This window comes from Curtobacterium sp. MCBA15_008 (genome assembly GCF_001865065.1).
Classification (GTDB): Bacteria; Actinomycetota; Actinomycetes; order Actinomycetales; family Microbacteriaceae; genus Curtobacterium.
In genome coordinates, this window is record NZ_MJGN01000016.1 from 1 (window position 1) to 12,178 (window position 12,178).

Here is a 12,178-nt window from a genome sequence, read left to right on the forward strand (position 1 = left end):
GTGCGACCTCGGCGTCCCGCGCGCGGCGTGTTGTGCGACCTCGCGCCGGACACTCGCCCTCCGACGCCCAGCCACCCCGCCCGCGCCGCCGCGCCCGCCGTGCCGATGCCCGGGAACGACGAAGGGCCCCGGCGTGTTCGCCGGGGCCCTTCGGGTCGGAGCCGTTGTCGCGCAGTGTCGCTAGTTGCGCTGGCTGCTCGCGATGATCGCGAGGATGCGCAGGATCTCGAGGTAGAGCCACACGATGGTGACGATCAGCCCGAAGGCCGCCGTCCACGCGTAGATCCGCGGGGCACCGCGTCGGACACCCGTCTGGATCTGGTCGAAGTCGAGGATCAGCGAGTACGCCGCCATGACGACGACGAAGATGCCGATGAGCACGCCGAGCGGGATGCCGAAGAGCTCGATGCCGAGGGCGCCGAACGCGGTGTCGGTCACGCCGGTCCACATGAGCACGAGGTTCACGAGCGAGAACGCCATGTACCCGACCATCGCGATGAGGAAGAACCGGGTGGCCTTCGGCGTCGCACGGACCTTGCCGGAGCTGAACAGCGCCAGCGTGATCGCGAACACGGCGAGGGTGCCGAAGACCGCCTGCGTGACGATCCCGCCCCACATCGAGTTGTAGACGCCGGAGATACCGCCGACGAACAGCCCCTGTGCGAAGGAGTACGCCAGGACCAGGCCCGGCGACGGCTTCTTCTTGAAGGTGTTGACGAGCGCCAGGACGAAACCGACGACCGCACCGATGATCCAGACGATCGGGGGCAGGTTCCAGCCGGCGACCGCACCGACGACGAGCACGCCGAACGCGAGCAGCGTCTTGACGATGGTGTCTTCGTACGACATGCGGTCGGTGTCGACCGTGCTGGCTGCCGGACGGTCGTACATGTACTGCAGCTGGTCGGGGGTCATGCCGCCCTGCGCCTGCTGCGGGGTCTGTCCCCAGCCGGCCTGCTGCTGACCAGCACCGCGCCCACCCCAGGTGTTGAGCCCCTGGTTGTTGAAGGCGGGGGACTGGTCGAAACCGGGCTTGAAGGCCATGGTGTCCTCTTCCTTGGAGATTCGAGTCCTCTCAGCCTAGGGGCGCCCGGTCGCGGAAGGCTGAGGATTCGCGGCGAGCGGAAGCGGCCCCGGAGGACCTCGACTCCGCGAGCCTATGGGGATCCGCTGCGCGCGCGCCGCGAAGTCGTCGAGAACCAGCCGACCGTGGGACGGAGCGGGCGGGACGGGGGCGATGCGCGCCTCCAGGCCCGTCGGCCGCGACCCGACCTGCCGGGCCGACCGGCGGGTACAGCCACGTGACCAGCGCGACCGAGATGACCATGAGGAGCAGCCAGGCGACGATCTTCGTGGGGGCGACCGGCTGCCACGCCGCCGCCTGTGCGGGGTAGGACCACGCTCCGGCCCAGGTGGCGACGTTCTCGGCGAACCAGATGAAGACTGCGACGAGCCCCATCGCGAGGAGCACGGGCATCCGGAGTGTCGCGCGGTGGATCCGCACGTGCATGGTCGTCCGAGCGAAGAGCGCCACCACCGCGGCGAGCAGCACGTACCGGGCGTCCCACACGAAGTGGTGCCCGAAGAAGTTCAGGTAGACGGCACCCGCGACCACGGCGAGCAGCCACTGCCGCGGGTACCGGTCGAACCCCAGGTCGAAGAGCCGGTACACCCGCACCAGGTACGACCCGACGGCGCCGTACATGAACCCCGAGAAGAGCGGTACCCCGAGCACGACGAGGACGCCGGACGGCTCGTAGGTCCACGAGCCCGCGTGGGTCTTGAAGACCTCCATGACGGTGCCGACGACGTGGAAGAGCAGGACGACGCGGAGCTCCCGGACGGTCTCGAGCCCGAAGACGAGCATGCCGACCTGCAGCACGACGGCCGCGATCGTGAGCACGTCGTTCCGGGCGTCGACGGGCACGGTCAGGTGCACGACCGCCATCGTGGCGAGCAGGAGTGCCCCGAACGTGCACGCCCAGGCCTGCTTCGCGCCGAACACCAGGAACTCGGTGACGAAGAGCCGCACGGGTCGGTGCGGTTGGTGGCCGGCGTCGAGCAGCCGTCGCGCGGCCCGGTCGATGCGGTGCTCGACGGCGGTGGAGAGGGAACGGGCGGTCATGGGGCGATCGTCGCCGCGGCGGGTCCGAATCGGGGCCTGCGAACACCCGCATGTGACTCGGGACACACACCACTCCGGGTCGTCATGCGCGGACAGTAGGGTCGGCCCCATGACCCTGGTGATCGCCCACCGTGGCGCGTCCGGCTACCGCCCCGAGCACTCGCGGAGCGCGTACGAGCTCGCCGTCGAACTCGGTGCCGACGCCATCGAACCGGACCTGGTGCCGACGAAGGACGGCGTGCTGGTCCTCCGGCACGAGAACGAGGTGTCGGGCACGACGGACGTCGCGGACCACCCGGAGTTCCGGCACCTGCGGACGACGAAGACCATCGACGGGCAGACGCTGACGGGCTGGTTCACCGAGGACTTCACGTGGGCCGAACTGCAGACGCTCCGGACGCGGGAACGGCTGCCGGCCCTCCGCCCGTCGTCGGCCGAGCACGACGGCGAGGAGCCGATCCTGCGACTGGAGGACCTGCTCGCGATCCTCGACGCCGCGCCCCGCCCCGTCGGGCTGGTGGCCGAGGTCAAGCACGCCGACTTCTTCGACCGCGCCGGGTTCCCGATGGGGCAGCTCGTCGACGCGGCGCTCGGCGATGCGGGCTGGCGCGGGGACGAGCGGCTCACGATCGAGTGCTTCGAGAAGGGCGTGCTCCGCGACCTGCGCGAGCGTCGCGTGGGCGGTCGCCTCGTGTACCTCCAGGAGGCACGGGGCAGCGCCGCGGACGAGGTCGCCTCCCACGGGTCGCTGGCTCCCACGTACGCCGCCGAACGCTCCGACGACGCGCTCGCGTCCCTCGCCACGGAGTTCCACGGGATCAGCGTCGACCTCGGCACGCTGATGGCCGGGGTGGACAGCGTCGCGCTCGACGACCCGGCACCGGTGCGGAGCGCGATCGTCGACCGGGCGCACGAGGCGGGGCTGGCCGTGTACACGTGGACGCTCCGACCGGAGAACCGGTTCCTGCCCGGTCCGCTCCGCCGCGGCGGCGAGGTCGCGGCGTTCGGTGACTGGGAGCGCTGGTTCACGTCGGTGATCCGGACCGGTCTCGACGGCGTGTTCGCGGACCACACCGACCTGGCTGTCCTCGCCCGCTCGGCTGTCGGGGGCCCGGCCTAGACTGTCGCGGACATGACGATCGTGCTGGACCCCTTCGACTCCGCGCCCGACCAGGGTGCGGGCTCCCGTGCCTACGAAGACCCCTTCACCGCGGGTCTGAACCCCCAGCAGAAGGAAGCCGTCGAGTACCGCGGCGAGTCCCTGCTCATCGTGGCCGGTGCCGGTTCCGGCAAGACGAGCGTGCTCACCCGTCGGATCGCGCTGCTGCTGGCCAACCGCGAAGCCTGGCCGTCGCAGATCCTCGCGATCACGTTCACGAACAAGGCCGCCGCCGAGATGCGCGAGCGCGTCCGGGCCCTCGTCGGGCAGGAGTCCGACGGCATGTGGATCTCCACGTTCCACTCGGCGTGCGTGCGGATCCTCCGGCGTGAGGCCGAGCGCTTCGGCTTCCCGCAGTCGTTCACCATCTACGACTCCGCCGACTCGCGGGCGCTGCTCAAGCGGATCATCAAGGAGCTCGAGGCGGACACGCTCGGGCTGACCGTGGGTGCCGCGGCGTCGAAGATCTCGAAGCTCAAGAACGAGCTGCAGGACATCGACACCTACGCGCGCAACATCAACGTGAACGACCCGCAAGAAGTCATGTTCACCGAGGTCTTCCGCCGGTACACGAACGAGCTGCGCCGGGCGAACGCGTTCGACTTCGACGACCTCATCGGGCAGACGGTGTTCCTGTTCCGCGCCTTCCCGGACGTCGCCGCGCTCTACCAGCGCCGCTTCCGGTTCCTGCTGGTCGACGAGTACCAGGACACCAACCACGCCCAGTACGCCCTCATCCGCGAGCTCACCCGGCCGGTTCCCGTCGAGCAGGTCGACAAGCTCGAGGACTCCGGCCAGCACGTCGCCCGGATGCGCGAGACGGACGGCTCGATCGCGCCGGCGTCGCTGACCGTCGTCGGTGACTCGGACCAGTCGATCTACGCCTTCCGCGGCGCGGACATCCGGAACATCGTCGAGTTCGAGCGGGACTTCCCGAACTCGAAGGTGATCCTGCTCGAGCAGAACTACCGGTCGACGCAGAACATCCTCGACGCCGCGAACGCCGTCATCGCGAACAACTTCGACCGGCAGGCGAAGAACCTGTTCACGGACGTCGGCGCCGGCGACAAGATCGTCGGCTTCACCGGGTACACCGGCCACGACGAGGCGCAGTTCGTCGCCGACGAGATCCAGCGCCTGCACGAGGACGGCATGTCCTACCGCGACATGGCCGTCTTCTACCGGACGAACTCGCAGACCCGCGCGCTGGAGGAGATCTTCATCCGCGCGGCCATCCCGTACCGGGTGCTCGGCGGCACGAAGTTCTACGAGCGCGCCGAGATCAAGGACGCCATGGCGTACCTGATCACGGTCGCGAACCCGGCTGATCCGATGGCCTTGCGCCGCATCCTCAACGTGCCGAAGCGCGGCATCGGCTCGGTCACCGAGACCACGCTGCAGCGCTACGCGGACGAGCACGAGACGACCATGCGCGACGCCCTCCGGCACGCCGGCGAGCTCGGGTTCGGCCCCAAGGTGCGGAACGCGATCACCGCCTTCGCCGAGCTGCTCGACTCCGTGTCCGAGAAAGCGACGACGCAGCCCGTGGTCGACACGCTCACCCAGCTGCTCGACGGTTCCGGCCTGCTCGACAACCTGCGGAAGTCGCCCGACGCGCAGGACGCCGCCCGTGCCGACAACATCGACGAGCTCGTCGCGGTGACGCGGGAGTTCCAGAAGAACAACCCCGAGGGCACGCTCTCCGACTTCCTGACCGAGGTGTCCCTCGTCGCCGCGGCGGACGAGCTCGACGACTCCTCGGGCACGGTGTCGCTGATGACGCTGCACACGGCGAAGGGCCTCGAGTACGACGCGGTGTTCCTCACCGGCGTGGAAGAGGACCTGCTGCCGCACCGGATGTCGGCGAACGAGCCCGGTGGCCCGTCCGAGGAACGCCGGCTGTTCTACGTCGGCATCACCCGCGCCAAGAAGTCGCTGTTCCTGTCGCTGGCGATGACCCGCGCGCAGTTCGGGGACGTCAACGTGGCGATGCCGTCGCGCTTCCTGCAGGAGATCCCCGAGGGGCTCATCGAGTGGAAGCAGTCCCCGGGCATGGCGAACAGCCGTGGCGGGACCGAACCACGGGCGATCAACGCGCGCCGTGGCACGGGCGGCCCCGGTGGTTCGGGTGCGGGCGGCTCCGGCGGTGGCGGTGGCTACCGCGGCGGTGGCGGCTGGGGCGGCGGCTCGTACGACCGCGCGACGGCGGCGGCGAAGACCCGCCCGAAGACCGAGTGGGCGAACCGGGTGTCCGGGCAGGTCCGCGACAACGGCGACATGGAGCTGGTGGCGGGCGACCGCATCAAGCACGTCGACTTCGGCGAGGGCACGGTCTCCGCGGTCACCGGCCAGGGCGCCAAGCGCATCGCCGAGATCGCGTTCGACTCGGCGGGCCGCAAGAAGCTCCTCATCAAGATCGCGCCGATCGAGAAGCTCTAGGAGCGCGCGGCGCTACGGCTGCAGGTGGTCGGCGGTCCACCCGTCGTCGCCGAGCCGGTACTGCAGCCGGCGGTGCATGCGGTCGCGGCTGCCGTGCCAGAACTCGACGATGTCCGGTTCGAGCCGCCACGCGACCCATCCCGTCGGCCGGGGCACGTCGTCGCCCGACTCGTCGAGCAGCGCGTTCGCGTCGTCAATGAGGTCCTGCAGCGTGCGCGGCTCGAGCACGGCGGACTGGTCGGCGACGGCGGTGGCTGCCCGCGACTTCGGCGACCGGTCGGCGAACAGCGCGTCGGACTCGTCGTCGGAGAGCTGGACCGCGCGGCCCTCGAAGCGGAGCTGCAGCATCGTCTCCCGCCAGTAGACCTGGAGCGCCGCGTGCGGGTTCCCCTCGAGTTGGCGTCCGGTGGGGCTCTCGGTCGAGGTGCCGAACACGAGGCCGGCGTCGTCGAGCCGCTTCACGTCGACGGTGCGGGCGCTCACCCGGCCGTCGGTGCCGGCGGTCGCGAGGGTCATCGAGAGCGGTTCGGAGACGTCGCCGTCCTGCGCGGCGTCGATCCACGACCGGGCGACGGTGAACGGGGACGCGGGCGGGTCGGTGAACTCGGGGAACGAGAAGGACGTGTCGCTGGACAGCGGGGCGGAGGGCATGCGCCCAGCCAACCGCGCGTCCGACCGCGACGCTCAGGATGCGGGCTCAGCGGTGCGCGTACCGGCGCATCGCGCGGAGCAGCAGCGGCCCCGGCAGTCGGAGCGCCCATCCGGGAACGACCGTGCGCACGGCGCGGACGAGCCGCACGGCTCGGCGGAAGCGCCGCTCTTCTCGCGGCCCCCACGGGAACCGGTACTGCGTGCGCAGGTCCGCCGGCAGCATGCCGACGGTCACGATGCGGACGAGCGGTATCGCCGCGCGCACCCACAGCGGCGTGAACCGGGGGTGCAGCAGGTCGCGGACGACACCGCGTGCGTCGTCGGTGACCACGAGCGTCTCGAGCGTCGTCGCCCAGTACGCGTCGAACTCGGTGACCGAGGTCGGCCAGCGGTCGGCGGGGACCCGCAGGGCGGTGCCGATGGGCGCGTACGCGGCGAGCACGGCTTCGGCCCGGACCGCGTCGACCGGATCACCGAACAGCTCGTGCGCGCGCCGGGCCGAGTCGAACAGGGTCGCGGCCACCCAGAGCTGCCGGTCCACGTCGTCGGCTCCGGTGACCGGTCGGTGCGCACGCTCCACGAACGACGCCGCGACGGCAGCGTCCGAGTCGGTGCCGACCACGACGGCGTAGACGAACATCAGGGTGTGGGCGAGCCGCTGCTGCGGCCGCCGCGCGAAGTCGGAGTGCCGCCGGACCCCCGCCGCGACGACCGGGTCGGCGATCTGCAGCAGGATGGCACGGCCGCCCGCGGCCACGGGCGTGCTGTCGGCCAGGAACCGACGCAGGTCGCGGTCTGCGACGCGACCGGTGGCCGGACTGGAGGCGCGGTGGCGGTGGTGCGCGGTGCCTCCAGGCTGTGGACGGGTCACGTCTGCGCCCGTCGGTGACGGTCGCGGAGGACGGGGAACACGTCGACGGTGACGGCTGCGACGAGCGCGACCCCACCGGCGACCAGGGACGGCACCAGGGCGGCGGCGTCGACGGGGACGCCCGTGGTGGTGACCAGGAGCGTGGCGACGAGCCAGATCGCCGGGAGCGGCCACAGCCGGGTGGGTGCTCCGGCGACCACCGCTCCCGCGACCGCGACCACGAGCAGTGGGAGCCAGCGTCCGACCGGTTCGGACCGTGCCGCCAGGTTGGCGGCGGCTGCGACGAGGAGCAGCGCCGCGATCGCGATGAGCCGAGCCGCCGCGGGCATGCGGCGGACACTGGCGCGGACACGGCGGAGCACGGCCCGATGGTACCGAGCCGTGCTCCGCGTGGGCCGTGTCAGCCCTTCCGTGTCAGAGGGGGCCGGAGCCGTCCTCGGTCGCCAGGTTGCGGCCGTCCTCGTCGCTGTCGTGCTCGAACGTGTCGGGTGAGCCCTCGCGGGGTGCGCCACCCGTCGGGCCGTCGTCGGTACCGTCGCCCGGCTGCGGTTCGACGGTCTCGCCGGCGACCGCGTCGTTGGTGACGGTCTCGAGGGCTTCCTCGCGGTCGTCCTCCTCGTACGGTCCGGTGTGCTCGGTGTCCACGTCGTCGTCGCGGAACTCGTCGGTTCCGTCGTTCGGGGTGATGCCGGGGTCGCTCACTGCGCGCTCCTGTCGTTCGGGGAGTCCTGTCTACCCCGCGGGGCTGCTGGGACGTTCGGGTCGTGCGGCGGACACCGTTCACCTGGCGGTCACCTCCGGGTCACACCGACGAGGCACACTCGCCGTGCTCGGGGGAGTGGAGCGCGGTCGCCGACGGGTGGTCGAGCGACCGCGCCTTCCCCGCCCGGGCTGAGGCCCGCCCGGGTCCAGACCCCGCTCCGGCTCAGACCCGCGTGAGCAGCTTCCGCTTCGCGACGTCGGCGAGGCCGAGCGTGCGGTACCCGGCGGACTCGAAGAAGACGGTGATGCGGTCCTCCTCCGTGCTCATCACCACACCGGTGCCCCACTCGGCGTGCTCGACGTGGGCGTCCGGCGGCCAGACGTCGTCGTTCGCGCCGTCGGCCACGTGGGCTGCCCGGTCCATCGCCGTCCCCGACGAGCAGGTGTCGCAGTTGCCGCACGGCTCCGGCAGCTCGTCGCCGAAGTAGCCGAGCAGGAACTGCCGGCGGCACGCGGTCGTCTCGGCGAGCTCCCGCATCATCGCGATCCGCGACTCCTCGACCCGTTCGCGTTCTGCCGCACGGTCCGCCGCGGCACGTGCTGCACCCGCCGCGGTGTCCGGACCGTCCGGTACCCGGGCGACACCGTCGACGTCGTCGTGCAGGACACCGGCGTCGAGCAGGGCGTTGAGCGCGCGGCCGGCGGTGCGGGACGACAGGCCGGAGGCCTCGGCGAGCGCCGACCGCGAGATCGTGCCGGCGGCCGGGACGGCGTCGAACACGGCACGCACCGATGCCGGTCGGGGCGCACCGGACGCGAAGAACGTGCGCAGGCCGAAGTCCTCGGCGCGGTAGTGCAGCGTCGCGCCGGCGGGCTCGGCGTCCCGCCCGGCGCGTCCGATCTCCTGGTAGTAGGCGTCCACCGACTCGGGCACGTCGGCGTGCACGACGTACCGGACGTCGGGCTTGTCGATGCCCATCCCGAACGCGCTCGTGGCGACCACCACGTCGACGTCGCCGTCGAGGAAGCCGGTGTGGACGCCCTCGCGCTCCGGCACCCGCATGCCGGCGTGGTACGGCCGCGCCCGACGACCGCGGTCGACCAGGGCATCGGCGTACTCCGTCGTCGCGGCGCGGGTGGCGACGTAGACGACGGTGGCCCCGTCGAGTCCGGCGACCTGGTCGACCACGGCCGCTCGCTTCTCGGCGTCCTCGCTGTGCCGGACCACCTCGAGCCGGATGCCGGGGCGGTCGAAGCCCGAGGCGAGCACGAACGGGTCGCGCATGCCGAGCCGTTCGACGATGTCGTCGCGCACCGGGGCGGAGCCGGTCGCGGTCAGGGCGAGCACCGGCGGGCGTCCGAGACGCTCCGCGACCTCGCCGAGCGCGAGGTAGTCGGGGCGGAAGTCGTGCCCCCAGGACGAGATGCAGTGCGCCTCGTCGACGGCGACCAGGGCGACGCCGGCGTCGCGGAGCCGTTCGAGCACGTCGTCCTTCACGAGCTGTTCGGGCGCCAGGAACACGTAGCCGACCTCGCCCGCCGCCAGCGCGTCCCAGGCCTCGGCGACGTCCCGTGCCTTCCGCGTGGCGTTCATCGCGACGGCGCGGGGAGCGTGCTCGTGGTGCTCGAGTCCGACGACCTGGTCCTCCTGCAGCGCCACGAGCGGGGAGACCACCACGACGACGCCCTCGAGCTCGAGGCCGGCGACCTGGTAGATCGCGGACTTCCCCGAACCGGTCGGCATCACGGCGAGGGCGTCACGTCCGTCGAGCACGGCGTCGATCACCGACTCCTGGTCGGCGCGGAGGTGCCAGCCGAACACGTCGGCGGTGCGGGTACGAAGGGCGTCGTTCACCGATCCACTCTGCCGAACGGACGCTGGGGGTGGGACCCGGCGCCGCGCGCAGCGGCTGATGCCCACCGGAGCCGACCCGCGCCTCCCGTCCGCACATCGCACCGGTGCGTCCGCGCATCGCAACGGGGCGTCCGCGCACCGGACGTCCACCGACCAGCGCTAGGCTCGGGTCCGGCCGTTGTCTCGACATCGAGCGACCCTCGATGGTGAGTGCGCGACCGGGAAACCGATGCCGATCGCACGAACCGTGCGGGAAGAAGAACAGCGTGGATCTTTTCGAGTACCAGGCCAGGGACCTCTTCGAGTCCTACGGCGTCCCCGTCCTCCAGGGCATCATCGCCGACACCCCGGAAGAAGCACGGGCAGCCGCCGAGAAGATCGGTGGCGTCGTCGTCGTCAAGGCGCAGGTGAAGGTCGGCGGTCGCGGCAAGGCCGGCGGCGTCAAGGTCGCGAAGACCCCCGACGAGGCGTTCGAGCACGCGCAGGCGATCCTCGGCCTCGACATCAAGGGCCACACCGTCAAGCGCGTCATGGTCGCGCAGGGTGCCGACATCGCCGAGGAGTTCTACTTCTCGGTGCTGCTCGACCGGGCGAACCGCTCGTACCTCTCGCTCACCAGCGTCGAGGGCGGCATGGAGATCGAGCAGCTCGCGGTCGAGAAGCCCGAGGCGCTCGCCCGTGTCGAGGTGAACCCCCTCACCGGCATCAACAAGGAGGCCGCGCTCGACATCGCGGCCCAGGCGAACTTCCCGTCCGAGCTGCAGGACGCCGTCGCCGACGTCTTCGTGAAGCTCTACGACGTCTACGCCGGCGAGGACGCCACCCTCGTCGAGGTCAACCCGCTCGTCCGCACGGGCGACGGCCGGATCCTCGCGCTCGACGGCAAGGTCTCGCTCGACGAGAACGCCGACTTCCGCCACGAGGGGCACGGGGCTCTCGAGGACACCGCGAGCGAGGACCCGCTCGAGGCCAAGGCGAAGGCCCACGGCCTGAACTACGTGAAGCTCGACGGCGAGATCGGGGTCATCGGCAACGGTGCCGGTCTCGTGATGTCGACGCTCGACGTCGTCGCCTACGCCGGTGAGCGCCACGGCGGCGTGAAGCCCGCGAACTTCCTCGACATCGGCGGCGGCGCCTCGGCCGAGGTCATGGCCAACGGCCTCGACGTGATCCTCGGCGACCCGCAGGTGAAGAGCGTCTTCGTGAACGTCTTCGGCGGCATCACCGCCTGCGACGCCGTCGCGAACGGCATCGTCGCTGCCCTCGGGATCCTCGGCGACGCGGCCACCAAGCCGCTCGTCGTGCGCCTCGACGGCAACAAGGTGGAAGAGGGTCGCGCGATCCTGGCGGAGGCGGCACACCCGCTCGTCACCGTCGTCGCGACCATGGACGATGCGGCCGAGAAGGCCGCCGAGCTCGCCGCAGCGGCGTAAGGAGCGGAAGCAACATGTCGATCTTCCTCAACAAGGACTCCAAGGTCATCGTCCAGGGCATCACCGGCGGCGAGGGCACCAAGCACACAGCGCTGATGCTCAAGGCCGGCACCCAGGTCGTCGGCGGCGTGAACGCGCGCAAGGCCGGTACGACCGTCACCCACGACGACGTCACCCTGCCGGTGTTCGGCTCGGTGCGCGAGGCCATCGACACCACCGGTGCCGACGTTTCGATCGTCTTCGTCCCGCCGGCGTTCGCGAAGGACGCCGTGATGGAGGCCATCGACGCCGAGATCCCGCTCGTCGTCGTCATCACCGAGGGCATCCCGGTGCAGGACGCCGCGGTGTTCTGGGCGCACGCGAAGGCCCTCGGCGGCAAGACCCGCATCATCGGCCCGAACTGCCCCGGCATCATCACGCCCGGTGAGTCCCTCGTGGGCATCACGCCGGCGTCGATCACCGGCAAGGGCCCGATCGGTCTCGTCTCGAAGTCGGGCACGCTGACCTACCAGATGATGTACGAGCTGCGTGACCTGGGCTTCTCGACCGCCATCGGCATCGGCGGCGACCCCGTCATCGGGACGACGCACATCGACGCGCTCGCCGCGTTCGAGGCCGACCCCGAGACCGAGGCGATCGTGATGATCGGTGAGATCGGTGGCGACGCGGAAGAGCGGGCGGCCGACTACATCAAGGCACACGTCACGAAGCCGGTCGTCGGCTACGTCGCGGGCTTCACCGCGCCGGAGGGCAAGACGATGGGCCACGCCGGCGCGATCGTGTCCGGTTCCGCCGGCACGGCCGAGGCGAAGAAGCAGGCGCTCGAGGCGGCCGGCGTGAAGGTCGGCAAGACGCCGTCCGAGACGGCCGCGCTGCTGCGCGAGGTGGTCGCGAGCAAGTAGCGCTCACGACCCGGGAGCAGTCGGACGGGAGGCACGGTGCC

Annotated in this window: 11 protein-coding genes; 4 read left to right on the top strand and 7 right to left on the bottom strand. The window is 71.2% G+C overall.

The features are described from left to right. Positions 1–180: 180 nt before the first annotated feature. Positions 181–1,044 carry a Bax inhibitor-1/YccA family protein gene (locus BIU96_RS08160; protein ID WP_071292122.1) on the bottom strand — a complete coding sequence of 288 codons (864 nt, stop codon included), beginning with the start codon at positions 1,042–1,044 and terminating at the stop codon, positions 181–183. A 31-nt stretch (positions 1,045–1,075) separates the two neighbouring features. Next, entirely contained in the window at positions 1,076–2,125 is a 1,050-nt protein-coding gene (locus tag BIU96_RS08165; protein WP_071292123.1) for a DUF817 domain-containing protein, read from the bottom strand. A gap of 109 nt (positions 2,126–2,234) precedes the next feature. On the opposite strand from BIU96_RS08165, the gene BIU96_RS08170 reads away from it, so the two are divergent. Both BIU96_RS08170 and BIU96_RS08175 read left to right on the top strand, forming a co-directional pair. After that, entirely contained in the window at positions 2,235–3,245 is a 1,011-nt protein-coding gene (locus BIU96_RS08170) for a glycerophosphodiester phosphodiesterase family protein (RefSeq protein ID WP_071292124.1), read from the top strand. A gap of 12 nt (positions 3,246–3,257) precedes the next feature. After that, the gene (locus tag BIU96_RS08175) at positions 3,258–5,723 is read left to right on the top strand and encodes an ATP-dependent helicase (RefSeq protein ID WP_071292125.1); all 2,466 of its coding nucleotides are present in this window, start codon (positions 3,258–3,260) and stop codon (positions 5,721–5,723) included. 12 nt (positions 5,724–5,735) lie between these two features. Here the strand turns inward: BIU96_RS08175 and BIU96_RS08180 are convergent, their stop codons facing one another. The 5 genes from BIU96_RS08180 to BIU96_RS08200 form a co-directional block, all read right to left on the bottom strand. Next, positions 5,736–6,374, bottom strand: a complete 639-nt coding sequence (locus BIU96_RS08180; protein ID WP_071292126.1) for a pyridoxal 5'-phosphate synthase — start codon at positions 6,372–6,374, stop codon at positions 5,736–5,738. 46 nt (positions 6,375–6,420) lie between these two features. Further along, entirely contained in the window at positions 6,421–7,245 is an 825-nt protein-coding gene (locus BIU96_RS08185) for an oxygenase MpaB family protein (protein WP_071292127.1), read from the bottom strand. Continuing rightward, on the bottom strand, positions 7,242–7,607 hold the full coding sequence (locus BIU96_RS19790; protein ID WP_175477494.1) for a hypothetical protein: 366 nt from the start codon (positions 7,605–7,607) through the stop codon (positions 7,242–7,244). Before BIU96_RS19790 ends, BIU96_RS08185 begins: the two co-directional genes overlap by 4 nt. Before the next feature lie 52 nt (positions 7,608–7,659). Beyond that, the gene (locus tag BIU96_RS08195; RefSeq protein ID WP_071292129.1) at positions 7,660–7,947 is read right to left on the bottom strand and encodes a hypothetical protein; all 288 of its coding nucleotides are present in this window, start codon (positions 7,945–7,947) and stop codon (positions 7,660–7,662) included. 223 nt (positions 7,948–8,170) lie between these two features. Continuing rightward, positions 8,171–9,802, bottom strand: a complete 1,632-nt coding sequence (locus BIU96_RS08200; RefSeq protein WP_071292130.1) for a RecQ family ATP-dependent DNA helicase — start codon at positions 9,800–9,802, stop codon at positions 8,171–8,173. 266 nt (positions 9,803–10,068) lie between these two features. Between BIU96_RS08200 and sucC the strand changes: the two genes are divergently transcribed. Next, positions 10,069–11,235 (top strand): ADP-forming succinate--CoA ligase subunit beta, encoded by a 1,167-nt coding sequence (sucC, locus tag BIU96_RS08205; protein ID WP_071292131.1) that lies wholly within the window; start codon positions 10,069–10,071, stop codon positions 11,233–11,235. 14 nt (positions 11,236–11,249) lie between these two features. Continuing rightward, a complete protein-coding gene (sucD, locus tag BIU96_RS08210) occupies positions 11,250–12,137 on the top strand; it encodes a succinate--CoA ligase subunit alpha (protein ID WP_071292132.1) in 888 nt (295 codons plus the stop codon). Positions 12,138–12,178: the final 41 nt, after the last annotated feature.